This is a genomic window from Dyella thailandensis (genome assembly GCF_050749815.1).
Lineage (GTDB): Bacteria > Pseudomonadota > Gammaproteobacteria > Xanthomonadales > Rhodanobacteraceae > Dyella_A.
In genome coordinates, this window is sequence record NZ_CP192735.1 from 340,996 (window position 1) to 364,671 (window position 23,676).

Here is a 23,676-nt window from a genome sequence, read left to right on the forward strand (position 1 = left end):
GCGCCTCGCGGGGGAGGGGGTCAGACTTCGGCCAGCATGTGCGAGCGGGCGCTGGCGTGGAGTGCGCCGCTGCGGCCGTAGACGCCGGCCTCGCTGTCCTGGCCGGTAAGGATCGCCAGCGCGCGGCGCACGCTGCCCAGGCGTTGCTGGACGATGCTGCCGTTGCGCTGGTTGAGGTCGCGGCATTCGCGCAGCCGGCCCAGCAACTCCTGCCAGCGCGCCTGCTGTGCTGCGGCGATACGCGGTGCGCTCGACACGAGCTGCTGGCGCTCGGCGTCGAGCTGCTCCAGCGCCTGCATCAGCCCCTGCTTGCGTGCGCCGGCCGCATCGATCGCGGGGACGTCGGCAGCCAGCAGGGCGGCGCGCTCGGTGGCCAGCTCGTCGGCCAGCTCGGCCAGCGAGCGCTGCATGTCGTCCAGCACGGCGCTCAGCGCGCCGTCCAGCTCGACCTGCAGCGCGGCGCTCATGCGTTGCCGCCCGCGACCGGCTTGGTGCCGGCGATCTGGCGGTCCAGCGAGAGCATGCCGTCGGCGATGCGCTCCGGATTCACCTGATAGGTGCCGGAAGCCAGTGCCTGGCGCACGCGCTCGACCTTGGCGGTGTCGATCGGCGAGGAGTCGCCGGTGCGCGAGGCTTCCTGCAGCGCGCGGGCCGAATCGGTCAGGTTGACCTTGTCGGCCGCTCCCGCGCTGGTGCCCGCTTCGGTACCGGCGGCACCGGCCGGAGCCTGCGACGAGGCGCTGCCCTTGCTGTTGCTCGCCTGCGGAAGCTTGGGCAAGCCGTTGTTGGAAATGGTCGTATTCATGGGTCCGTTCTCTGGTCGGTTTAGGCCCTGTGCCCCTGTCATCGGCGGCATCGGCAGGAACTTTAGGGTCGATCGGTCCGTTCTTTCGATCCGTTCAGGGTAATGCCCGCACCACCCCGGGTGCATTCACCATGGCATCCACCACGCGGCCGGACACCTCGTTGCGCACCCGCAGGCGGGCGCCGTTGTCGCCGCTGCCCAGGGCGATACCGCTGGCGCGCACCTCGATGCCATCCAGCTGGGCCACCACCTGCACGTGGTCGCCGGCCCGCACCATCTCGCGCCCACCCAGCGCCGAAGGCGTCAGCACGCTGCCGGGGCCGAGCGGGCGGGCCAGCGTGCGGCCGCTAAGCTGACCCAGATCATCGATATAGCCGTATCCGAGCCGGGTGATGTCCCGCGGTTCGCTGTGCACGTCGCCGGCCGTGACGCCGTCGCCGCGCAGCAGTGGCCGCGTGGTGACCAGCACGTCGCGAAAGATCTGCAGGCTCACCGGCACGTGCACGATCCAGCCGGGTCCCGCCGTGCAGCGTACCTGCACGCTCATGCGCGAACGTGGCGGCAGGTTCGGCGGCAGGCTGGCGACCATCATGCCGCGGCAATCGGCCAGCCCCAGGCGGGCCTCCACCGGCACGGCGCTGGCTTTCACCCGGTTGCCCGGCAGGCTGTACTGCGCCACCAGCCACTGCTGAGCGAACGCACTGATTGGCTCCTCAGCCGCGTGCGCGGGCATCGCCACCACAGCGGCGAGGGCCAGCAGCAGGCAACGCAGCGGGGCGGCGGCGCGGGTCATCAGCTGTCGGCCAGCAGCTGGGCGAGCTGGTTCACTAGCGCTTCGCGTTCGGATTCGAGTTCGCCGGCCAGCGCGCCGGCCTCGGCCTTCTTGCCTTCGCACAGCAGGCCGACGAAGGCATTGCCGCGCTCGCCCAGACGCGCGCAGGTGGCCTCCATGCCGGCCACGGCCGGGTGGTTGGCGTGCTGCGCGAGCAGGCGGTGCAGGGCGCGCTGCAGGGCGCTGGTGTCGAACCAGCGGCGATCCAGCGCGGCGGGCTCGGCCAGCGCCAGTTCCATCGCCTGGCGCATGCCTTGCGCCGATTCGCGCACGGTCAGGCTGAGGCTGGCCGGGTCCCGGCCGCTGAGGCTTTCCAGCCATTCCAGCCCCAGTCGCTGCGAGAGCAGGGCGGAACGGGCAAGTACTTCGGATTGCCGCCGCGCCTCGGTGCCGCGGCGCTGCAGCGCACCCAGCGTGGCCTGCGCGGCGGTGGCGCGCACGTGCTGGGCGTCGTGGTTCTGGCGCAGGCTGCCGATGCGCTCACGCGCCAGCTGCAGCGCGGCGGCGTTCTGCTGTAGCGAGGTGTCGGCCTGGCCGATGCCCTGCTGGGCACGCTCCAGCCTCTGCATGCCCTGGCGCACGTCGCCGTCGAGCTGCAGCGAGAACTCGCCGATCGAGCTGGTGACGGTCTCGATCTCGGTGGTGGCCAGGGTGGTCTTCTCGGCCAGCTGCTTCACCTCGTCGGCGACCACGGCGAAGCCGCGGCCGGCCTCGCCGGCGCGCGCCGCTTCGATCGCGGCATTGAGCGCAACCAGGTTGGTCTGGTGGGCGATCTCCTGCACCACGCCGGTGAGCTTGCGGATCTGCGCGACCTGTTCGGCCAGCTTGTTCTGGTTGCGGTTCATCGCGGCCATCGCGCTGCGCAGAAGGCGCAGCTGGCCGTCGAGTTCGCTGACGTTGCCAGCCCCGGCGTGGCCCGCCTGGTCGGCGTTGTCCAGGCCGGCAGCCACTTGCTGCAACGCCGTCGAGATCCCGGCGCTGCCGTCCGTCAAACGCCCGACGCTGTCGCGGCATTCCCGGGCCGATTCCTCCATCGATTTCTGCTCCTGCGCCAATTGCTGCGCGGCGGCCAGCAGCAGGCTCTGCTGCTCGATGGTCTGCAGCGCCACGGCGGCGGGCGGGCGTCCGGCGGCCAGCTTGAGCAGCGGCGCCAGCGCCTGCGCCAGCACGGGATGCTGGGCGCCCAGCCGGGCGAGTTGTGCCTCGTCGCCGGCGGCGGCGGCCTGGGCGAAGGCGGCCAGATGCTGGCTGCGGATGAAGCTCATGGACGGACGTTTCCTTTTCAGGTGGCCAGCGGGGATCGACCGCCAGCGACGGAACTTGAGCAAGCAAGGCACATGCCATGGCCGGGTCGGCGGGCGAACTCAAGCCGCGGCGGTGGCCGCCGATAGCCGCTGATCCACCGCGCGTGCGGTGCAGCCTTCAGGAAGGAAACCCGGCATGAGCGGTGCGTTGTTGGAGAGCGTGGAGCGGCACACCCGGCTGGCCGGCCATAACCGGGTGGCGATGCTGCTGTTCCGGCTGGGCGACGCGCAGCTGTTCGGCATCAACGTATTCAAGGTACGCGAGGTGCTGCGCCGGCCGCCGCTGGAGCGCATGCCCGGCGCGCACGAGCTGATTGCCGGCAGCTGCGACTACCGCGGCCAGACCATCGCGGTGATCGACCTGGCCGCCGCGCTGGGCTATCCGCCGCTGAAGGATGTCGCCTCGGCGCACCTGCTGGTGACCGAGTTCAGCCGCACCGTGCAGGCCTTTCTGGTGGCCGACCTCAAGCACATGGTGCATTGCGACGGCAGCGCGCTGGTGACGCCGGAACCCGCGTTGGGCTTCGGCACCCGCGTCAACGCGATCACCCGCGTGGACGGCGCGCTGGTGGCGGTGGTGGACGTGGAGCACGTGCTGGCCAGCATCCACGGCGTGCCCGGCGAGCTGTCCGCGCACATGCTGCGCGCGGTGGATGGCCATGCCATGCACCCGCGCCGCGTGCTGGTGGCCGACGATTCGCTGGTCGCGCGCCGGCAGATCGAGGGCGTGTTCCGCCAGATGAATATCGAATGCGTGATGGTGGAAGACGGTGTGCGCGCGCTGGAGAAGCTGCAGGAGCTTGCCGCGGTGGAGCCGGCCGAGCGCGTGCACCTGGTGGTGTCAGACATCGAGATGCCGCAGATGGACGGCTACGCGCTGACCCGCGCGATCCGCGAGACGCCTGCCCTGCGCGGACTCAAGGTGGTGCTGCACAGCTCGATCAGCGGCATGTTCAACGAAGCGATGGTGAAGGAGGTCGCCGCCGACCGCTTCATCGCCAAGTTCCAGCCGGACCTGCTGGCCCAGGCAGTGCTGGACCTGCTGCCGGGCTGATCGCGCCACCGGCGTGGCGTTTGAAGAGCCTCCGGTCGCGACCGCGCTCCCGCCTCTGTTCGGGACGTTTCAGCATCGATAGTGCGGCAAACCTGGCTCGGTAGGAGCGCACCCTGTGCGCGACCGCCGCAAGCCCTGACCGCCTGCGAGATGCTCCGCCTCCGGCGGGCGACGCGGCCTGTTGCGGCGTCGGTTTTCCGTCTCTCAGCGCCTGGCGTGGTTCCGTCGCGCGGCAAAAAGCCAGGCCTGACAAGGCTTTCCACGCCGTGGCACGCGATTTGCCTCCAGCCTCCTGCGGTCCGATACCGCGCGGAGGCCAGCCATGAGTGCACCCATCGACAACCTGTTCGGCATCCACACCCAGGCCTTGGGTCTGTGGCAGCGCCGCAGTGAAGTGCTGGCCGGCAACCTGGCCAATGCCGACACGCCCGGCTACCAGGCGCGCGATCTCGATTTCCGCGCTGCGCTGATGCAGGCCAGCGGCCGCTCCGAAGGGCTGGCGCTGAGCACGCCCACGGCCGGTCAGGTCGATCCCTCCGCGCAGGCCGCGGACAAGCTGATGTGGCGCAACCCGACCCAGCCCAGCATGGACGGCAACACCGTCGACGAGCAGGTCGAGCAGGCTAACTTCGCCGCCAACGGCGTGCACTACCAGGCCTCGCTGGCCTTCATCACCGCGCAGATCCGCATGCTGCGCACCGCGATCACCGGGTAACCGCCATGTCGATGTTCAAGATTTTCGATACCGCAGGCTCCGGCATGGCCGCGCAGTCGCTGCGGCTCAACACCGTGGCCAGCAATCTCGCCAACGCCGACAGCGTGTCCAGCACCCAGCAGGGCGCCTACCGCGCGAAGGAGCCGCTGTTCGCCGCGGTGAAGCAGCGCGTGGAAGGGGCGATGGCCGATGCCGGCACGGTCGGCGTCAAGGTGGATGGCGTCACCCAGAGCCAGGCGGCGATCCCCAGCCGTTACGAGCCCGGCAACCCCATGGCCGACGCCAACGGCTACGTCTACGGCAGCAACGTCAACCCCGTCGACGAGCTGGTCAACATGATTTCTGCCTCGCGTTCGTACCAGAACAACGTCGAGGTGATGAACACCACCAAGCAGTTGATGGTGAAAACCCTCGACCTCGGCAAGTAGTCCGACGGAGTCCACGCATGACCATCAACACCAACAACACCACCGGCACGGCCGGCAGCGGCAACGCGGCCGGCCAGGCCAGCAAGGCGGCCAGCGCCGGCGGCATGACGCAGAGCGATTTTCTCAAGCTGATGACCGCCCAGCTGCAGGCGCAGGACCCCACCAACCCGGTGGACAACAACCAGTTCGTCTCGCAGATGGCGCAGTTCAGCCAGCTGCAGTCGAGCCAGGACATGGTCAGCGCGGTGAACACGCTCAACAGCACGGTGAACGGCGCACTGCAGACCTCGCAGGTGCTCGGCTCGTCCAACCTGGTCGACCGCCAGGTGGTGGTGCCGGCCTCGACGATCAACTACAGCGGCACAGCGGTCAGCGGCGCGGCCAACGTCACCGTGCCGGGCAAACTCACCGTCAACATCATCAATGCCAACGGCGACGTGGTGCGCACGATGGCCGTGGACGCGCCCAGTTCCGGGCTCACCCAGTTCAGCTGGGACGGCAAGGACGACGCCGGCAACGCGCTGCCCTCTGGCAGCTACAAGATGGCCGCCAGCAACGGTGGCAGTTCGTTCGATACCTATGTCGCCGGCAAGGTGACCGCCGTGGGCTACGGCGGCAGCGACGTGGGCACCTATCTGCAGGTGGCTGGCGTGGGCGGCGTCGCGCTCAGCCAGGTGGCCCAGATCCTCTGACGCACGCGCTGCATCCACATCCCTTATATCGAGGAAACACATCATGGCTCTGAACACCGCGCTCACCGGCATCAATGCGGCCCAGTCCGACCTCAACGTCATCGCCAACAACATCGCCAACGCCAACACCACCGGCTTCAAGGGCTCGCGCGCCGAGTTCGCCGACGTGTTCGCGGTGACCGGCCTGAACCTCAACTCCACCGCCACAGGCAGCGGTGCCCGTCTGCAGGACGTGGCGCAGCAGTTCGCCCAGGGCGACATCGAAACCACCAACAACTCGCTGGACATGGCGATCAGCGGTAACGGCTTCTTTGTCGTCAATGACGGCAGCGGCGTGCAATACACCCGCGCCGGCGATTTCAAGAAGAGCCCGGACGACTACGTGCAGACCAACACCGGCGCGCGCCTGCAGGTGTATCCGCCCAACGGCCTGGGTGGCTTCGACACCAGTACGCTGACCGACCTGAAGCTGCTCTCCTCGCAGAGCAACGCCACGGCGACTTCGCTGGTCACGATGAACTCCAATCTGCCGGCCAGCGCCGCCGTGCCGGCGACCGCCTTCAGCACCACCGACGCCACCTCGTTCAATGCCGCCACGCCGGTGACCGTGTACGACTCTCAGGGTGGCTCGCACCAAGCCACTGTGTACTACGTGAAGACCGCCACCAACGCGTGGGATGCGCACCTGTACGTGGACGGCAACAACGCCGGCACGCAGTCGCTCACCTTCGACACCAGTGGCAACCTGGCCACGCCGGTGGGCGGCAACCTCGCGTTCAACCCGATCAGCCTGGGCAACGGCGCCAACCCGTTGACGCTCTCGGTGAACGTCACCAACACCACCCAGTTCGGCACCGACTACTCGGCAGGATCGATCAATCAGAACGGCTTCGAGGCCGGCACGCTGTCGAACATCGACATCGATTCGAAGGGCGTGGTGACCGCGTATTACTCGAACAACCAGAGCACACAGCTGGGCCAGATCGCGATCGCCAACTTCTCCAACGTGCAGGGCCTACGCCAGGTGGGCAACACCACCTGGGCGGCCAGCGGCGACTCCGGTTCGGCGGTGATGGGCGCGGCGGGCACCGGCACGTTCGGCGATCTGCAGTCCGGTGCGCTGGAGTCGTCCAACACGGCCGACACCACCGCACAGCTGGTCAACATGATCAAGGCGCAGCGCAACTACCAGGCCAACGCGCAGGTGCTCACCACCGACAACACACTGGCCACCTCGCTGTTCAACGCGGTGCGGTAATCGATCCCCATGGACCGTTCCCTCTACGTGGCGATGACCGGGGCGACGCAGATCATGCGCGCCCAGGAAGCCGTGAGTCACAACCTGGCCAACGCCTCCACGGTGGGCTTCAAGAGCGAGCTGAGCGCGTTCCAGAGCCTGCCGGTGCTGGGGCAGGGCGAGGCCACACGCATCAATGCCGTGGCCCGCGGCATCGGCGCGGACACCACGCAGGGATCGGTCACCAGCACCGGGCGCTCGCTCGACGTGGCAGTGCAGGGCAGCGGCTGGATCGCGGTGCAGGCGCCGGACGGTTCGGAAGGCTATACGCGCGCCGGCGACCTGCAGCTCACCGCCGACGGGCTGCTCACCGACGCCAACGGCAACCCGGTGCTGGGCAACGGCGGGCCGATCAGCCTGCCGGCCAGCGCGCAGCTGCGCATCGGCGAGGACGGCACGATCTCCACCGTGCCGATCGGCGAGGGCCCGTCCACCGTGGCGGCGCTCGACCGGCTGCGCCTGGTCAATCCCGACCCGACCCAGCTGGTGCAGGGCGGTGACGGCCTGATGCACCTGGCCGGCGGCGCTACCGCCACGCCGGATGCCACGGTGCGGGTCACTTCCGGCGCACTGGAGAACAGCAACGTCAACGCCTCGTCGGAGCTGGTGAAGATGATCGCGCTCTCGCGCCAGTACGACATGCAGATCAAGTCGATCAAGGCTTCGGAAGACAACGCCGCGTCGGCATCCAAATTGCTTCAGTCGAGTTGATGACGGGTTGCCGTCACCGCTCAGGAGTCAAAAACCATGCTTTCCTCCCTCTGGATCGCCAAGACCGGCCTCGATGCGCAGCAGACGCGCATGGACGTCATCTCCAACAACCTGGCCAACGCCAACACCACCGGCTTCAAGAGCTCGCGCGCGGCGTTCCAGGATCTGATGTACCAGAACCGCGCCCAGCCCGGCGCGCAGACCACCGAGCAGACGCTGTCGCCGTCGGGCCTGATGCTGGGCACCGGCGTGCGCGTGGTCGGCACGGAGAAGCTGTTCACCCAGGGTGGCATCAGCCAGACCGGCAACTCGCTGGACGTGGCGATCCAGGGCCGCGGCTTCCTGCAGGTGTCGATGCCTGACGGCACCGTGGCCTACACCCGTGACGGCTCGCTGCATACCGACGCCAATGGCCAGCTGGTCACCGCCGACGGCTACGCGCTGGATCCGGCGATCACCCTGCCGACCGGCGTGCAGAGCATCTCCATCGGTGCCGACGGCACGGTGTCGGCGACCACCGCCGGCTCGGCCGCCTCGGTGCAGGTGGGTACGCTGCAGCTGGCCGACTTCGTCAATCCCGCCGGCTTGCAGGCGCAGGGCGGCAACCTGTTCCTGGAGACCGCCTCCAGCGGCGCGCCGCAGACCGGCCAGCCCGGCTTGAACGGCATGGGCACGCTGATGCAGGGCGCACTCGAGTCCTCCAACGTCAATGTGGTGGAGGAGATGGTCAACATGATCGAGACCCAGCGCACCTACGAAATGAACTCCAAGGCCATCAGCAGCACCGACCAGATGCTGCAGGACCTCACGGACAAGATGTGAGCACGCCCATGCGCCCGATCACTTCGCTTCTTCGCCTGGGTGCCGCCGTGGCCGCGCTCGCGCTGGCCGGCTGCGCCACGATGGGTTCGTCGGCCGACGACGGTCAGTGGGCCGCCACCGCGCCGGTGCAGCCGCAGGCCGCGCCGGTGGCCGATGGCTCGATCTACCACGACGCCAGCAACATGGAGCTGTTCGCCGATCCGCGCGCGCATCGCGTGGGCGACATCCTCACCATCGTGCTGCAGGAAAGCACCCAGGCCAGCAAGAAGGCCACCACCAGCACCAGCAAGAAAGACAAGACGTCGCTCGATGCGCCGACCATCCTCGGCCAGGGCGTCACGCTCAACGGCAACCCGGCCAGCATCGGCCTCAGCGGCGATCGCAGCTTCGCCGGCGATGGCTCCTCCAGCCAGAGCAACCAGCTCAGCGGCCAGATCACCGTCACGGTGGCGCAGCGCCTGTCCAACGGCAACCTGGTAGTGCGCGGCGAGAAGTGGCTAACCATCAACCAGGGCCAGGAAATGGTGCGCATCTCCGGCATCGTGCGCCCGCAGGACATCAACCCGGACAACAGCGTGTCGTCCAGCCGCGTGGCCGATGCGCGCATCGCCTACACCGGCCGCGGCTCGCTGGCCGATGCCAACACCCAGGGCTGGCTGTCGCGCTTCTTCAATTCCAAGTGGATGCCGTTCTGATGCGCGCGCCCCCCGTCACCGCCCACGCCCCGGTAGGAGCCCGCTCGCGGGCGATGCTCCTGCTCCTGATCCCCATCGAAGGCAACAGCCAAGAGCATCGCCCGCGAGCGGGCTCCTACAGGGATTGCGGTGCTTTCACCCATTCTTCGAGCACGCACGCATGAAAACCCGCCAGCTGATGAGGCACTTGCGCAATCATGCCGTCCCGGCGTCGGTGCATGCGCCGTACGAGCATCGCGCGCACGAGCCGGCTGTGCCGGGCCAGCCGCTGGGCGATCGGGCGGCCGACGCCCTGCGCCGCAGCGAGATGCGCCGGTCGCTGCTGCGCTGGCGCAGCTTCGGCACCACGGTGCTGATGCTGCTCGCCGTGGCGCTGGCCACGCCGGTGCATGCGGACAAGATCCGTGACCTCGCCTCGGTCGGTGGCGTGCGCAACAACCAGCTGATCGGTTATGGCCTTGTGGTCGGTCTGGACGGCTCGGGCGACCAGACCACGCAGGCGCCGTTCACCACGCAGAGCCTGGAGAACATGCTGCAGCAGTTCGGCATCGTGGTGCCGGCCAACGCGCGCCCGCAGCTGAAGAACGCGGCCGCGGTGATCGTCACCGCCGACCTGCCGCCGTTCGCCAAGCCCGGCCAGACGATCGACGTCACCGTGGCCTCGATCGGCAACGCCAAGACGCTGCGCGGCGGTCAGTTGCTGATGGCGCCGCTGAAGGGCGCCGACGGCAACACCTACGCGATCGCCCAGGGCAGCGTGGTGATCGGCGGCATCAGCGCGCAGGGTAAGAGCGGCTCCAGCGTGCAGGTGAACATCTCCGACTCCGGCCGCATTCCCAACGGCGCCACGGTCGAGCGCAGCGTACCCTCGGCGTTCGGTAACGGCGGCGACCTCATGCTCAACCTCAACACGCCCGATTTCACCACTGCCTCGCGCGTGGTGAAGGCGATCAATGCCGCCTACGGCGCGGGTACCGCCAACGCCATCGACGGCGGCTCGATCGCCGTGCGCAGCCCGATGGATCCGTCGCAGAAGGTGGCATGGCTGGGCGACATCCAGAACATCGACGTGACCCCGGCCGACGCGCCCGCCCGCGTGGTGGTGAATTCGCGCACCGGCACCGTGGTGATCGGTTCGGATGTGCGCGTGAGCGCCGCCGCGGTGGCGCACGGCTCGATCCAGGTGACCATCAGCGAGCAGCCGCTAGTGAGTCAGCCCAATGCTTTCAGCAAGGGCCAGACGACGGTGGTGCCGTCCAGCGACGTGCGCGTAAGCGAGGACGGCGGCCACATGTTCAAGTTCGGCCCCGGCGTGAGCCTGGACACCATCGTGCGCGCGGTGAACCAGGTGGGTGCCGCGCCCAGCGATCTCATCTCCATCCTGCAGGCGCTCAAGCAGGCCGGTGCGCTGCACGCGGAGCTGGTGGTGATCTGACATGGCCTCCGGCATCGACTCCGCTGCGCAGAACGTCAACACCTGGACCGACCTGTCCGGCTTCAACGCGCTGCGCCAGAGCGCGCAGGCCGACGCGAAGTCGGCGCTCCCGGTGGTGGCCAAGCAGTTCGAGTCGATCTTCACCCAGATGGTGCTGAAGTCGATGCGCGACGCCAATTTCGGCGATCCGAACTTCGACAGCCAGGCTGGCGACTCCTGGCAGGGTCTGGCCGATCACCAGCTGGCGGTGACCTTGTCCAACCAGGGGCATGGCCTGGGTATCGCCGAAATGCTGGTGCGCCAGCTCGGCGGCAAGGCGGCACCGGCGAGTCCCGGTGCGGCCGGACTGGCGCCGCCCTCGGGGGCGTCCGCAGCGCCTTCCGGCACCGATGGCGACGATGGCTGGTTGTCCCGGCTGGGCTCGGTGGCTCGCTCGGCCGGGTCCGCGGCCGTGAGGGCCGCTTCGCACTTCATTCCGGGCGACCCGGCCGATTTCGTCACCAAGATGGCGCCGTTCGCGCAGAAGGCGGCCGAGAAGCTCGGCGTCTCGGTGCGCGCGGTGCTGGCGCAGGCCGCGCTGGAAACCCAGTGGGGCAAGCACATGCCGCAGCACGGCGACGGCACGCCCAGCTACAACCTGTTCGGCATGAAAGCCGGCTCCAGCTGGGACGGCGAGCGGATCAGCGTGCCCACGCTGGAAGTGGAGGGCGGGGTGCCGGTGCGCAAGCGCGCGGCGTTCCGCGCCTACGAATCGCCGGCGCAGTCGTTCGACGACTACGCCCGCCTGCTCGGTGACAACCCGCGTTACGCGCAGGCGCTGGGCAAGGGCGACGACGTGGCCGGGTTTGCCCGTGGACTGGTGCAGGGCGGTTACGCCACCGACCCGTCCTACGCCCACAAGATCGCCGCCATCGCCAACAGCCCGGCAATGCGCCAGGCGCTGGACGCGCTCAAGAACGGCGCCGGCGCGCCGACATCCCTCGAATGAAGCGCCCAGGACTGATCCATGGCTAACCTGCTCAGCACCGGCATCTCCGGCCTCAATGCGGCCCAGGTGGCGCTCAATACGGTCGGCAACAACATCACCAACGCCGGCACCGATGGCTACAGCCGCGAGGTGGTGCGCCAAGCCGAGCGCGTGGCGCCGCCGTCGAACCGTTTCACCGTGGGCAACGGCGTGGACGTGGTGGCGGTAGAGCGCGCCTACTCCAGCTATCTCACCAGCGCCGTGTGGAGCAGCAACGCGAACCTCTCGCGCGCCACCGCGTACAACGACCTGGCCACCACGCTCAACAGCATGCTCAGCGCCAGCGGCGACCTGCAGGGCGCGCTGGACAACTTCTACGGTGCCTTCGATACCGTGGCCAACGCCTCGGCAGCGGGTGATACGTCTGCCCGGCAGGCGCTGCTGGGCAACGCCTCCACCGTCGCCTCTGTGTTCACCACGCTGGGCGCGCAGCTGGACAGCCAGCAGAAGCAGATCAACGGTCAGATCACCAACACCGTCAAAGGCATCAACAGCACGCTGGACAACATCGCCAGCCTCAACCGCAAGATCCACGACAGCCTCGGCAGCGGCACGCCGAACGCGCTGCTGGATCAGCGCGACGCGCTGGTCAACAGCCTGTCCGGCTACCTCGGCGTCACCGCCGTGAGCGAGGCCGACGGCACCTACAGCGTCTACAGCAGCAGCGGACAGAGCCTGGTCAGCGGCAGCCATGCGTTCAAGCTGTCCACCGGCAGCGACACGTACGACACGGCACGCGTGAATGTGCTCGACAGCAGCGGCGGCGACATCACCTCGCGCATCAGCGGCGGTTCGCTCGGCGCCTTGCTCGACTACCGCAGCAATGTGCTGGACAGCGCGCAGAATCGTCTCGGTCAGGCGGCGATCGGCCTGGCCACCAGCGTCAACGCGCAGCAGGGCAAGGGCCTGGATCTCAACGGCCAGCTCGGCAAGCCGATCTTCGCGCTGCCCGCGCCGCAGGCGCTTCCCGCCGCCAGCAACGCGGGCACGGCCACAGTGGCCGCGCAGGTAACGGACGTCGCAGCACTGGACAGCGCCGACTACACGCTGCGTTACGACGGCAGCGCCTGGAGCATGACCACCACCGGCGGCCAGCCGGTGGCGCTCACCACCAATCCCGACGGCTCGCTCAGCGGCGCGGGCCTCACCCTAGCGGTATCCGGCGCGGCGCAGGCGGGCGACAGCTTCCGCATCCAGCCGACCCGCAACGCCGCCAGCGGTTTGACGGTGAGCCTCACCGATCCGTCCGGCATCGCCGCCGCGGCAGCCCTGCAAAGCAAGGCTGCCAGCGCGAACACCGGCAGCAGCGCGGTGTCTTCGCTGCAGGTGACCGACGCCAGCAATCCGGCGCTGCTCACCGGCGTCACGGTGGCCTTTCCCACCGCCGGCACCTACACCCTCACCGATGCCGGCGGCACCGTGCTGGGTAGCGGCGCGTACACCGCGGGGCAGACGCTGTCGGCCAATGGCTGGAGTCTCACGTTGTCCGGCGCGCCGGCGGCGGGCGACAGCTTCGCGATCAGCGCCAACAGCAACGGCCTCAACGACAACGCCAACGCGCTGGCGCTGGCCGGCCTCGCCGACACGGGCGTGCTGGCCGGCGGCAGCCGGTCGGTGATCGACAACTACACCCTGCTCACCACCGAGATCGGCAACGCCGGCTCGCAGGCGGCGAGCAACCTCACGACGCAGACCAGCCTGCACGGTCAGGCGATGTCCGCGCAGCAGGCGGTGTCGGGCGTGAACCTCGACGAGGAGGCCGCCAACCTCGTGAAGTACCAGCAGGCCTACCAGGCTTCGGCGCAAGTGATCTCCACCGCCCAGTCCATCTTCAGCAGCCTGCTCGCTGCCGTGCAGAGGTAATCGCCATGCGTCTTTCCACCAGCTGGATGTACCAGCAGTCGCTGGCCAGCATGATGAACCAGCAGAGCTCGCTGGCCGCCACGCAGAACCAGGTGAGTACCGGCAAGCGCATCAATGTGGCCTCGGACGATCCCGCCGGCGCCGGGCGCGTCATCAGCCTCAATCACATCCTCGCGGCGAACACCCAGTACACCGCCAACATCGATGCGGCGAGCACGCGGCTGGATACGGCGCAGTCCACGCTCAACTCGGTCAACGACCTGTACAACAGCGCGCGCGACCTCACCCTGCAGGCACTCAACGGCTCGCTGGCCGACAGCGACCGCCAGGCGATCGCTACCCAGCTCACGCAGATGCGTGACCAGCTGCTGCAGATGGCCAACACCACCGATGCCACCGGGCAGGCGCTGTTCGCCGGCACCAGCAGCAACACCGTGCCGTTTGTGAAGAACGCCAACGGCAGCGTGAGCTACGCCGGCAATGACGGCCAGCCGCGGGCAAGCATCGGCGCCGGGCTCACCGTGCCGACTGGCGAGTCCGGCAGCGCGATCTTCATGGACGTGGCGGCGGGCAACGGCCGCTTCGTCGCCAGCGCCGCGGCGGGCAACACCGGCACGCTGGTGGTGGGCGAGAACGCGGTGTCCGATCCCACTACGTTCGCCGCGGGTATCGCCGCCAACGGCGGCTACACGATCACCTTCGACGGCGCCGGCAACTGGAACGCACTCGATGGTGGCGGCAATCCGCTGCTCGACAGTGGCGGCAACCCGGTCACCGGTACCTATACCGCAGGCGGCAGCATCAGCTTCAACGGCCTCACGCTCTCGCTCGACGGCGAGCCGCAGGCAGGCGACTCGGTGAGCATCCAGGCTGGTGCCTCGCAGGATATCTTCACCACCTTCAACACCATGATCACGACGTTGCAGGGTGGCGGTAGCTCGGCGCAGATGACCAACACGCTCAATCGCCAGCTGGAAGCGCTCGACAACGCGCAGGCCGAAGTGTCGCGGGCCGAGGTGGACATCGGTGGACGTACCAACGCGCTCGCGGCGCAGCGTGCGGCGTATCAGGACCTCGGCGTGACCTACAAGAGCACGCTGTCGGACACGCGCGACGTGGACGTCTATCAGGCGATCAGCAATCTCTCGCTCCAGTCCACGGCCTTGCAGGCATCGCAGCAGGTGTTTGCGCAGGTGAAGTCGATGAGCCTGTTCAACTACATCAAGTAGTCGGCGGTTTGCTGTTCGCTCCGAAGACGCCGCGGCCCTGCCGCGGCGTCTTCGTTTATGTCTGCGGTAGCCCGCAGGGCCTACAGCTGCGCCATCGGCGGCCGATAGAAGCAAGCGTTCCCGTTCCGGGTCGCGGCGTGCAAACCACGTCGCAAAAAAAATCAAGTAGTGATGCTCAAGTAATTTTCGCCGCTGACGAAACAGTCCCTGAGGCGGATGGCATCCCACATGGAACCCCGCCGGGAATACAGCAAGCCACACCATCCGGCTATCGATTTCCGTCAGGAGAACATCCCAATGTCATTCGTCATCAACACCAACGTTTCCTCGCTGAACGCGCAGAACAACCTCTCCACCTCCAAGAGCGCGCTGGCCCAGGCCACGCAGCGCCTGTCCTCGGGCCTGAAGATCAACAGCGCGGCGGACAACGCCGCGGGCTTTGCGATCTCGCAGCGCTACACCACGCAGATCGGCGGTCTGGCCCAGGCCAGCGCGAACGCCTCGGACGCGATCAACCTGGCGCAGACCACCGGCTCGGCGCTGGATCAGGTCACCGCCAACCTGCAGGCGATCCGCGACCTGGCCGCGCAGTCGGCCAACGGTACCTACAGCGATGCCGATCGCAAGACGATCGACAACGAAGTGCAGCAGCGCCTGCAGGAAGTGACCCGCATCGCCAACCAGACCACGTTCAACGGCAAGAAGGTGCTGGACGGTTCGCTGCAGTCGCAGAGCTTCCAGATCGGCGCCAACGTGGGCCAGACGGTGTCGGTGAGCCTGGGCCAGAGCGTCAAGGCCAGCGACCTGGGTGCCGTGGCCGAAGTGAAGACCGGCGACATCAGCGCCGCCTTTGCCTCTGGCACCGGTGTCAAGCTCGCTGCCGGTGACCTGAAGGTCAACGGCACCGACGTCACCGGCACCTTCAGCTCCGCCGCTGACCTGGCCACCGCGCTGACCGCAGCGTACGCCGCCAGCGGTACCGGCACGGGCGCCACCTTCACCGCCAGCGGCAACGAGATCAGCATCAACAACAGTGCCGATGCGACCAATGCCGTGACCATCTCCGGTACCAACGCGCTGGGCATCACCACCGTGGCCGCCTCCGGCACCGGTACCAGCACGGGCGTGGCGGCGGCGGTGAGCGCCACCATCCCGGCGCCGGATCTTTCCACGGAAGGCCTGACGGTCAACGGCAAGGCGGTCGACCTGACGGGTGCGAAGAGCCTGCAGGACGTGTCCGATGCCATCAATGCGAAGGGTATTGACGGTGTCAGCGCCGCGGTGAGCGCCGACGGTAAGGGCATCAACTTCTACTCCAACAGCGCGCTGACGCTCACCGACACCGGTGGCAACATCGTCGGCGCCAATGCCAAGGACGTGAACGCCAACGCGACCTACACCCTCGGTACGGCTGCGGCGACCGGCGGCTCGCTGGCCGGTGGCTCGGTGGGCACGGTGGACGGCGCGAACGACCTGATCTCGCGCATCGACGTGGCGCTGAGCTCGGTGGCGGACTTCGCGGCCCAGCTGGGTGCGGTGCAGAACCGCTTCCAGTCGACGATCTCCACGCTGAGCTCGCAGTCGACCAACCTGAAGGCCTCGCAGTCGACCATCCAGGACGCGGATTTCGCGGCCGAGACGGCGAACCTCAGCAAGGCGCAGGTGCTGCAGCAGGCCGGTATCTCGGTGCTGGCGCAGGCCAACTCGCAGCCGCAGCAGGTGCTCAAGCTCCTGCAGTAACAGCGGATTGACCGGCTCCGTCGCACCTGGCGGAGCCGGTCGAAAGCGGTTTGCGGTAACGCGGCGGCATCGGTGCATCGATGCCGCCGCTTTTTCGAGAGCGGCTCGCAAAAACTTCTGGCCGAAGGTTTTGCTAGCGGCTTTTTTTCCATCTGTCGCCGCATGGCGCCAGTCCAGGTGCCGTTGCTTTGCCAGGGCTCCCGACGCCTGCCGGGACGCCTCACTGTTTCATCGACAGGCCATGCTTCGTCTACGGAGTACACGTCGTGTCATTCGTCATCAACACCAACGTTTCCTCGCTGAACGCGCAGAACAACCTCTCCACCTCCAAGAGCGCGCTGGCCCAGGCCACGCAGCGCCTGTCCTCGGGCCTGAAGATCAACAGCGCGGCGGACAACGCCGCGGGCTTTGCGATCTCGCAGCGCTACACCACGCAGATCGGCGGTCTGGCCCAGGCCAGCGCGAACGCCTCGGACGCGATCAACCTGGCGCAGACCACCGGCTCGGCGCTGGATCAGGTCACCGCCAACCTGCAGGCGATCCGCGACCTGGCCGCGCAGTCGGCCAACGGCACCTACAGCGATGCCGATCGCAAGACGATCGACAACGAAGTGCAGCAGCGCCTGCAGGAAGTGACCCGCATCGCCAACCAGACCACGTTCAACGGCAAGAAGGTGCTGGACGGCTCGCTGAAGTCGCAGAGCTTCCAGATCGGCGCCAACGTGGGCCAGACCGTGTCGGTGAGCCTGGGTCAGAGCGTCAAGGCCAGCGACCTGGGCAAGGTGGCTGAGGTCAAGAGCGGGGACATCAGCGACATATTCAGCGGCCTGCCGGGCCTGACGTTGAAGGCTGGCGATCTCACGATCAACGGCCAGAATGTCACCGGTAGATTCACGACCGAGAGCGGCTTCACTGCCGCGCTCACCGCGGCGTACAACGCCAGTGGCGAGACCGGAGCAACGTTCAGTTATTCCGCTGGCGTGATGTCAATCACCAACGGTGGGTCGAACGACCTGACTATCGCGGGTAGCCGGGCCGGCGACTTCGGGCTCGGTTTCATCATGCATTCCGGCGGATTGATGACTGCGGGCATTCCCGCCATTGATCAGGCCCTCACCGCCATCGGCGGCCCAGCCGATCTGGCCAGCGAAGGTTTGTCGGTCAACGGCAAGGCGGTCGATTTGACGGGTGCGAAGAGCCTGCAAGACATGTCCGATGCGATCAACGCGGCCGGCGTCGATGGCGTGAGCGCAGCGGTGAGCGCCGACGGCAAGGGCCTCAACTTCTACTCCAACAGCGCGCTGACGCTCACCGACACCGGTGGCAACATCATCGGTGGCAACGCCAAGGACGTGAACGCAAACGCGACCTACACCGCCGGTACGGCGGCGGCCACGGGCGGCTCGCTGGCCGGTGGTTCGGTGGGCACGGTGGACGGTGCCAACGACCTGATCTCGCGCATCGACGTGGCGCTGAGCTCGGTGGCGGCCTTTGCCGCGCAGCTGGGTGCGGTGCAGAACCGCTTCCAGTCGACGATCTCCACGCTGAGCTCGCAGTCGACCAACCTGAAGGCCTCGCAGTCGACCATTCAGGACGCGGATTTCGCGGCCGAGACGGCGAACCTCAGCAAGGCGCAGGTGCTGCAGCAGGCCGGTATCTCGGTGCTGGCGCAGGCCAACTCGCAGCCGCAGCAGGTGCTCAAGCTCCTGCAGTAACGGAGAGCGGTGCGGCGCGCTGACAAGCCGCCCGAACGTTTCGCGGCGCCACCGTTGGTTTCGGTGGCGCCGTTTTTCTTTGTGCCGGAACGTAGTTGCGCTTGGAGCGGGGCGCGCTCCGCCCAGGCGCCCGGCTTCAGTTTGTCGCCGTCCGGCCGATCACCTTCGCATCGGCAAAGCGAGCTTTCTCGCGCCCGCCACGTTTGCGCGGCGGTCCACTGGCGAGGTTCTTGCAGTCGAACCGCCAGGGCGCGGGCAGCGTCAAGAAATCCACGGGAACCGGCATGGCCATCACCAACGTCAATACCAACACCAGCGGCAGCACGGGCGGCGGCATTTTGAGCTCGGCCGGTATCGGCTCGGGGTTGAATGTGGACTCCATCGTCACTGCGCTGGTGAATGACAAGAAGTCCGGGCCACAGGCGCAGATCACCGCCAAGGCGACCCAGACCAACGCCCTGCTGACCGGGCTGGCTTCGCTCAGTTCGGCGCTCGGCTCACTGCAGTCGTCGCTTTCCACGCTGACCCAGACCAGCACCTTCGCCAGCTTCAACGCCACCCTGGGCGACAGCGCCATCGGCACCACCAGCACGCTGGCAAGCGCGCAGCCGGGAAGCTATGCGCTGGTGGTGCAGAACCTGGCCACGGCGCAGAAGCGCGCCAGCGACGCCTATGCGTCGACCGCGGCCGTGGGCGACGGATCACTGACGCTCAGCGTGGGCGCCAACAGCGCCAACATAGCTATCGGCGCCACCGACACGGTCGCCGACATCGCGGCCAAGATCAACGCGGCCAAGGACAACCCCGGCATTACCGCCACCGTGGTCAACGGAGCCGGCGGCGCGCAGTTGCTGCTCAGCTCGAGCAAGACCGGCGTGGCCAATGGCTTCAGCGTGAGTGCCGGCTCGGGCAGCAGTGCCGGCCTGTCGACCCTGGCCACCAAGCTCAACACCGCCGGTGCCAACGAAGCGACCGACGCGAAGCTGAGCCTGGACGGCATCAACATCACCAGCGCCAGCAACAGCGTGAGCGGCGCCATCGATGGCGTCACCATCAATCTCGCTGTGGCCGGCAGCACCACGCTTACCGTGTCGCGCGACAACAGCGCCGCGACGAAGGCCGTGCAGGGCTTCGTCGATGCGTACAACAGCTACGTCAAGACCGTCGGCACGCTGTCCAGTTACGACAAGGACACCGGCCAGGCCGGCATCCTGCTGGGCGATACCACGCTCAACTCGGTGCAGCGGCAGATCGGCAGCGTGCTCAGCGGCAAGGTGGCCGGCAACAGCATCGGTTCGCTGGCTTCGCTGGGTATCACCCGTTCGGCCGACGGCTCGCTGGCGGTGGACAACGCCAAGCTGGCCGCCACCCTGGACAGCAATCCCTCGGCCGTACAGGACCTGTTCGCGGGTTCGAACGGCTACGCCAAGCGCCTGAATACGGCGCTGGATGGATTCACCGCCTCGGGCGGGATCATCTCCACGCGCCAGCAGAGCCTCACCGACAGCCTGAGCAAGCTCAACACGCAGCAGAGCCAGCTCGACGCGCGCATGAGCGTGTACGAGAAGCAGTTGCGCGACCAGTACACGCAGCTCGACACCCTGGTGTCTTCGCTCAACAACACCAGCAGCTACCTCACCGGTGCGCTGGCGCAGCTCGAAGCCACCTACACCAAGAAAAGTTGAACCAGGAGCGCCTCATGACCTACGGACCCCTGCGCCAAGCCAGCGCCCTCTACCAGCAGAACAGCGTCGCCGGCGTCGAGAGCGCCGACCCGCACCAGCTGGTGAGCATGCTGCTCGACGGCGCCATGGATCGCATCGCCCAAGCGCGCGGTCATCTGCTGCACGGCAACGTGGCCGCCAAGGGCAGCTGCATTTCCAAGGCGGTGGCCATCGTGGGCGAGCTGCGCGACAGCCTGAACCACGACGCCGATCCGGCGTTCAGTCAGCGGCTCGAGTCGCTCTACGAATACGTCACCCGACGCCTGCTCTACGCCCAGCTGCATGACGACGTGGCCGCGCTGGACGAGTCCTCCCGCCTGCTCGCGCCGGTGCGCGAAGGCTGGCAAGGCATTCGCGCCAATTACCTCGCCGCGTCTGCCGCGCAGGCCAAGAGCGCGTAATGAACGAGGCGCCGCATCCCGATCTGCAGCGGGCGCTCGTGCTGAGCGCCGACATGCTGCAGGCCGCCGGCCGCGGTGACTGGGCCGGCGCCAGCACACTGCAGGCCGAGTGCGACCGGCTGCTGCGTCGGGCGCCGGTGAACGTGGCCGGGCTGATGGCCATGCGACAGTTGCAGCTGGATCAGCGCGCACTGCTGGATATGGCCGCCCAGGCACGCAATGCGGTGAGCGATCATCTCTCGCGCCATCATGTGAACCACCGCGCGGTGAGCGCCTACCTGGACACCGCCGATCCCGGCTGAGGCCGGTGAACGCGATCGCCGGGTCACGCTGCGCTACAGGACTTCCGCCATGACCGATGCCCTCTGGCTTGCCTTCTCCGAACGCGTCTGCGTTGATGACCAGTTACGCCTGGCGCTGCTGCCGCGCGGCGACGGTGCCAGCTCGCTGGCACAGCTGGGCGAGCGCAACCTCTCGACCCTGGCGAGCATTGCGGCTATCGAGGAGCGTCGCGCTGACGGCGCCGACGACGACAGCCCGGTCCTGCAGGAGCTGGCGCGGCTGGACGCCAAGCTCAATGCGCTGGTGGACATCGTCAACCGGCTGCTGGTGCCGACCAGTGCCCTGCCGGCCCGCGCGCACGTGCGTTTCAACGCGATCGGCGCGCTGGTACCCGCGGCCCTGCTGCCTGCCGAAGGGGCTGCGGTGTGCATGCGCATTCATCTGGATGCCTGTCCCAGCCTGCCGCTGGAATTGCCCGCGCGGGTGCAGCGTCGACTTGATGACGGCCTGGCCTTTTTGGCCTTCGAGCCGCTGGGTGATGCCGCGGCCGATGCGATCGAGCGGCTGGTTTTTCGCCATCACCGACGCAAAGTGGCCGAGGCGCGTCAGTCCCTGACCTGAACGTTTTCGACCTGCCGGGTCACTCTGTGATGGCCGTCACGTAAACGGTTTCAGCGGGGTCGGACACGAGTGTGAGCTGCTTCACGTTTTCGGCGGCCGGTGCGCAAATTTGTTGACGGGCCAAATTGTCGACGTGACCGCCGACGTCACCTGTACCGCGCCGTTTCAAAACAGAAATATCTTTACGCGACATTCATTTACGTGAACCTTCGCGACGTCACCGCCTTCGCAAGAAAGGCGGGTGACGCGCAGCGGCGATCCCGCTGACGCCCTCTGCCGTCAGCGCGCTGGCGCACTGGCCTTCTTCTTGCTCCCTCTCTCGACGTGGACCGACGACAAACCGTCACGGTCCGGAAAAAAACACAGCGGCTCTCCCACCCAACCGCTGCGTTCCACCCGAGTCAGAACGAGAGGCGTTGCACGATGGACAAGTCGGATTTCCTGGTCATCGAATCGAACCCGCTGCGGGCCGCTTCGGTCATCTCCGCGCTGCAGTTCCTTGGTTTTTCTCCGCTGCACGCCGGAAGCGTGGATCAGGCTCCGCCCGACGCCGCCTGGCGCGGCGTGTACATCGGCGACGTCAGCGACGAGGCGTCCGCGGAAAGCCAGCTGGCTGGCCTGGGCGAGGCGATTGCCCATCTCCCGCTGCTGCTGGCCGAGGATTCGCCGTGGGCCTCGCGCATGCTGGCAGCCAGCTCGCCGTTCTTCACCCGGGTGGGGGTGATCGGTTTTCCGCTGCGCTATGAGCAGTTCGCCGAGGCGATGCGCTGCGCCACCGCCCGCGCCACCGGGGTGCGCCGCGGCGAGCAGCGCTTTGTCGGCGAATCGCGCGCCATGGCGCGGGTCAATGCGCTGATCCGCCAGGTGGCGCCGTTCGATTCCAGCGTGCTGGTGCTGGGTGAATCGGGTACCGGCAAGGAAATGGTCGCCCGCACCATTCACGACTGCTCGCCGCGCAAAGACAAGCCGTTCATCGCGATCAACTGCGGCGCGATTCCCGCCGAACTGCTGGAGAGCGAGCTGTTCGGCCACGAGAAGGGCGCCTTCACCGGCGCGATCAGCTCGCGCAAGGGGCGCTTCGAGCTGGCCGAGGGCGGCACGCTGTTCCTCGACGAGATCGGCGACATGAGCCTGCCGATGCAGGTGAAGCTGCTGCGCGTGCTGCAGGAGCGCATGTTCGAGCGCGTGGGCGGCAACAAGACCCTGCGCTGCGACGTGCGCATCATCGCCGCCACTCACCGCAACCTGGAGCAGGCGATCACCGACGGTCGCTTCCGCGAGGATCTGTTCTATCGCCTGAGCGTGTTCCCGCTCGAGCTGCCTTCGCTGCGCGAGCGCCTGGAAGATCTGCCGGTGCTTATCAACGAATTCAACCAGCGCCTGGAGCGCCGCGGCGTGGGCTCGGTGCGCTTCTCGCACAGCGCGCTGCAGACGCTGCGCGGCTACCCGTGGCCGGGGAACGTGCGCGAGCTGTGCAACCTGGTCGAGCGCCTGGCCATTCTCTATCCGCATGCCGAAGTGCGCGCCGGCGAATTGCCCGAGCGCTACCGCGGCGCCACGCCCGCCGAGGAGCCCAGCAGCAGTCAACTGCTGACGATGATGGACGCGGTGGTGGGCGAGCACGCCGCCGTCAACGATGCGACGCATCTGCCCGAGGGCGGCATCGACCTGAAGGATCACCTGGCCGACATCGAGGTGGGTCTGATCCGTCAGGCGCTCGACGTCACCGACGGCGTAGTGGCGCACGCCGCCAAGCTGCTGCGTATGCAGCGCACCACGCTGGTGGAAAAGCTGCGCAAGTACGGGCTGCAGAACGGCCTGGCCGCGTGAGGGCAGGGGCTTTGGCTCCATGGCACACATCGTGCAGTAACCCCTGCGGAAACCCGTCACGCGTTGGAAAACCGTCATGACCACGATCGACGTCAACAGCCTGCTCAGCCAGATGCGCCAGATGTCCGCCCAGGTGCGGTCGCCCGAAGTGGCGTTCTCTTCCACGGCGCTGCCCGCGGCCACGCCGGCCAGCGGCGCCAGCCCGTTCGGCGCGCTGCTCAAGCAGTCGATCGCCGCGGTGGGCGACAGCCAGGCCACGGCCGGGCGCATGGCCGCGGCATTCGAGCGTGGCGACCAGGGCGCGGATCTGGCCCGCACGATGGTGGCGATCCAGAAGGCCGACCTCTCGCTCAACGCGATGACACAGGTGCGCAACAAGCTCGTCGATGCCTACAAAGACATCATGAACATGCCGGTCTGACGACTGCCTTTTCCTTCGCCCATCGATAACGAG

At 67.6% G+C, this 23,676-nt stretch carries 26 protein-coding genes; 20 read left to right on the forward strand and 6 right to left on the reverse strand.

What is annotated here, in order from left to right:
* Positions 1 to 20: 20 nt before the first annotated feature.
* The 4 genes from ACQVBX_RS01460 to ACQVBX_RS01475 all read right to left on the reverse strand — a co-directional run bounded on the left by ACQVBX_RS01460 (position 21) and on the right by ACQVBX_RS01475 (position 2,902).
* A complete protein-coding gene (locus tag ACQVBX_RS01460; RefSeq protein WP_431636127.1) occupies positions 21 to 467 on the reverse strand; it encodes a flagella synthesis protein FlgN in 447 nt (148 codons plus the stop codon).
* The gene (gene flgM, locus ACQVBX_RS01465) at positions 464 to 805 is read right to left on the reverse strand and encodes a flagellar biosynthesis anti-sigma factor FlgM (protein ID WP_431636128.1); all 342 of its coding nucleotides are present in this window, start codon (positions 803 to 805) and stop codon (positions 464 to 466) included. Before flgM ends, ACQVBX_RS01460 begins: the two co-directional genes overlap by 4 nt.
* 94 nt (positions 806 to 899) lie before the next feature.
* Positions 900 to 1,598, reverse strand: a complete 699-nt coding sequence (gene flgA, locus ACQVBX_RS01470; RefSeq protein ID WP_431636129.1) for a flagellar basal body P-ring formation chaperone FlgA — start codon at positions 1,596 to 1,598, stop codon at positions 900 to 902.
* Positions 1,598 to 2,902: a methyl-accepting chemotaxis protein gene (locus ACQVBX_RS01475; RefSeq protein ID WP_431636130.1), complete on the reverse strand. Its 1,305-nt coding sequence runs from the start codon at positions 2,900 to 2,902 to the stop codon at positions 1,598 to 1,600. Before ACQVBX_RS01475 ends, flgA begins: the two co-directional genes overlap by 1 nt.
* A 175-nt stretch (positions 2,903 to 3,077) precedes the next feature.
* On the opposite strand from ACQVBX_RS01475, the gene ACQVBX_RS01480 reads away from it, so the two are divergent.
* The 14 genes from ACQVBX_RS01480 to ACQVBX_RS01545 all read left to right on the forward strand — a co-directional run bounded on the left by ACQVBX_RS01480 (position 3,078) and on the right by ACQVBX_RS01545 (position 18,364).
* A complete protein-coding gene (locus ACQVBX_RS01480; RefSeq protein WP_431636131.1) occupies positions 3,078 to 3,995 on the forward strand; it encodes a chemotaxis protein in 918 nt (305 codons plus the stop codon).
* A 322-nt stretch (positions 3,996 to 4,317) separates the two neighbouring features.
* A complete protein-coding gene (flgB, locus tag ACQVBX_RS01485) occupies positions 4,318 to 4,710 on the forward strand; it encodes a flagellar basal body rod protein FlgB (protein WP_431636132.1) in 393 nt (130 codons plus the stop codon).
* 5 nt (positions 4,711 to 4,715) lie between these two features.
* Positions 4,716 to 5,138 (forward strand): flagellar basal body rod protein FlgC, encoded by a 423-nt coding sequence (gene flgC, locus ACQVBX_RS01490; protein ID WP_431636133.1) that lies wholly within the window; start codon positions 4,716 to 4,718, stop codon positions 5,136 to 5,138.
* A gap of 17 nt (positions 5,139 to 5,155) precedes the next feature.
* On the forward strand, positions 5,156 to 5,830 hold the full coding sequence (locus ACQVBX_RS01495) for a flagellar hook assembly protein FlgD (protein WP_431636134.1): 675 nt from the start codon (positions 5,156 to 5,158) through the stop codon (positions 5,828 to 5,830).
* Positions 5,831 to 5,873: 43 nt separating this feature from the next.
* Entirely contained in the window at positions 5,874 to 7,088 is a 1,215-nt protein-coding gene (flgE, locus tag ACQVBX_RS01500; RefSeq protein ID WP_431636135.1) for a flagellar hook protein FlgE, read from the forward strand.
* A 9-nt stretch (positions 7,089 to 7,097) separates the two neighbouring features.
* Positions 7,098 to 7,838: a flagellar basal-body rod protein FlgF gene (flgF, locus tag ACQVBX_RS01505; RefSeq protein ID WP_431636136.1), complete on the forward strand. Its 741-nt coding sequence runs from the start codon at positions 7,098 to 7,100 to the stop codon at positions 7,836 to 7,838.
* A gap of 36 nt (positions 7,839 to 7,874) precedes the next feature.
* Positions 7,875 to 8,660 (forward strand): flagellar basal-body rod protein FlgG, encoded by a 786-nt coding sequence (flgG, locus tag ACQVBX_RS01510; protein WP_431636137.1) that lies wholly within the window; start codon positions 7,875 to 7,877, stop codon positions 8,658 to 8,660.
* An 8-nt stretch (positions 8,661 to 8,668) separates the two neighbouring features.
* A complete protein-coding gene (gene flgH, locus ACQVBX_RS01515) occupies positions 8,669 to 9,355 on the forward strand; it encodes a flagellar basal body L-ring protein FlgH (protein WP_431636138.1) in 687 nt (228 codons plus the stop codon).
* A 355-nt stretch (positions 9,356 to 9,710) separates the two neighbouring features.
* Positions 9,711 to 10,790 carry a flagellar basal body P-ring protein FlgI gene (locus ACQVBX_RS01520; RefSeq protein ID WP_431638091.1) on the forward strand — a complete coding sequence of 360 codons (1,080 nt, stop codon included), beginning with the start codon at positions 9,711 to 9,713 and terminating at the stop codon, positions 10,788 to 10,790.
* A 1-nt stretch (position 10,791) separates the two neighbouring features.
* Positions 10,792 to 11,778, forward strand: a complete 987-nt coding sequence (gene flgJ / locus ACQVBX_RS01525) for a flagellar assembly peptidoglycan hydrolase FlgJ (RefSeq protein ID WP_431636139.1) — start codon at positions 10,792 to 10,794, stop codon at positions 11,776 to 11,778.
* Between the two features lie 18 nt (positions 11,779 to 11,796).
* A complete protein-coding gene (gene flgK / locus ACQVBX_RS01530) occupies positions 11,797 to 13,680 on the forward strand; it encodes a flagellar hook-associated protein FlgK (protein WP_431636140.1) in 1,884 nt (627 codons plus the stop codon).
* Positions 13,681 to 13,685: 5 nt separating this feature from the next.
* The gene (gene flgL / locus ACQVBX_RS01535; protein ID WP_431636141.1) at positions 13,686 to 14,909 is read left to right on the forward strand and encodes a flagellar hook-associated protein FlgL; all 1,224 of its coding nucleotides are present in this window, start codon (positions 13,686 to 13,688) and stop codon (positions 14,907 to 14,909) included.
* A 297-nt stretch (positions 14,910 to 15,206) separates the two neighbouring features.
* Positions 15,207 to 16,649 (forward strand): flagellin, encoded by a 1,443-nt coding sequence (locus ACQVBX_RS01540; protein WP_431636142.1) that lies wholly within the window; start codon positions 15,207 to 15,209, stop codon positions 16,647 to 16,649.
* A gap of 266 nt (positions 16,650 to 16,915) precedes the next feature.
* Positions 16,916 to 18,364, forward strand: coding sequence for a flagellin (locus ACQVBX_RS01545; RefSeq protein ID WP_431636143.1), 1,449 nt, complete (start codon positions 16,916 to 16,918; stop codon positions 18,362 to 18,364).
* Between the two features lie 136 nt (positions 18,365 to 18,500).
* Here the strand turns inward: ACQVBX_RS01545 and ACQVBX_RS01550 are convergent, their stop codons facing one another.
* On the reverse strand, positions 18,501 to 18,656 hold the full coding sequence (locus tag ACQVBX_RS01550; protein ID WP_431636144.1) for a hypothetical protein: 156 nt from the start codon (positions 18,654 to 18,656) through the stop codon (positions 18,501 to 18,503).
* Between ACQVBX_RS01550 and fliD the strand changes: the two genes are divergently transcribed.
* From fliD to ACQVBX_RS01570, 4 genes are read left to right on the forward strand one after another with little or no spacing between them, the layout of a single operon-like run.
* A complete protein-coding gene (fliD, locus tag ACQVBX_RS01555) occupies positions 18,649 to 20,049 on the forward strand; it encodes a flagellar filament capping protein FliD (protein WP_431636145.1) in 1,401 nt (466 codons plus the stop codon). The genes ACQVBX_RS01550 and fliD overlap by 8 nt on opposite strands.
* Before the next feature lie 14 nt (positions 20,050 to 20,063).
* Positions 20,064 to 20,489 (forward strand): flagellar export chaperone FliS, encoded by a 426-nt coding sequence (gene fliS, locus ACQVBX_RS01560; protein ID WP_431636146.1) that lies wholly within the window; start codon positions 20,064 to 20,066, stop codon positions 20,487 to 20,489.
* Positions 20,489 to 20,791 carry a hypothetical protein gene (locus ACQVBX_RS01565; RefSeq protein WP_431636147.1) on the forward strand — a complete coding sequence of 101 codons (303 nt, stop codon included), beginning with the start codon at positions 20,489 to 20,491 and terminating at the stop codon, positions 20,789 to 20,791. The genes fliS and ACQVBX_RS01565 overlap by 1 nt, the downstream gene beginning before the upstream one ends.
* A gap of 49 nt (positions 20,792 to 20,840) precedes the next feature.
* Positions 20,841 to 21,392, forward strand: coding sequence for a PilZ domain-containing protein (locus ACQVBX_RS01570; protein WP_431636148.1), 552 nt, complete (start codon positions 20,841 to 20,843; stop codon positions 21,390 to 21,392).
* 19 nt (positions 21,393 to 21,411) lie between these two features.
* Here the strand turns inward: ACQVBX_RS01570 and ACQVBX_RS01575 are convergent, their stop codons facing one another.
* Positions 21,412 to 21,585, reverse strand: a complete 174-nt coding sequence (locus ACQVBX_RS01575) for a hypothetical protein (protein WP_431636149.1) — start codon at positions 21,583 to 21,585, stop codon at positions 21,412 to 21,414.
* Positions 21,586 to 21,815: 230 nt separating this feature from the next.
* On the opposite strand from ACQVBX_RS01575, the gene ACQVBX_RS01580 reads away from it, so the two are divergent.
* Both ACQVBX_RS01580 and fliE read left to right on the forward strand, forming a co-directional pair.
* Entirely contained in the window at positions 21,816 to 23,222 is a 1,407-nt protein-coding gene (locus ACQVBX_RS01580) for a sigma-54 dependent transcriptional regulator (protein ID WP_431636150.1), read from the forward strand.
* Between the two features lie 76 nt (positions 23,223 to 23,298).
* Positions 23,299 to 23,643 carry a flagellar hook-basal body complex protein FliE gene (fliE, locus tag ACQVBX_RS01585; protein WP_431636151.1) on the forward strand — a complete coding sequence of 115 codons (345 nt, stop codon included), beginning with the start codon at positions 23,299 to 23,301 and terminating at the stop codon, positions 23,641 to 23,643.
* Positions 23,644 to 23,676 lie beyond the last annotated feature (33 nt).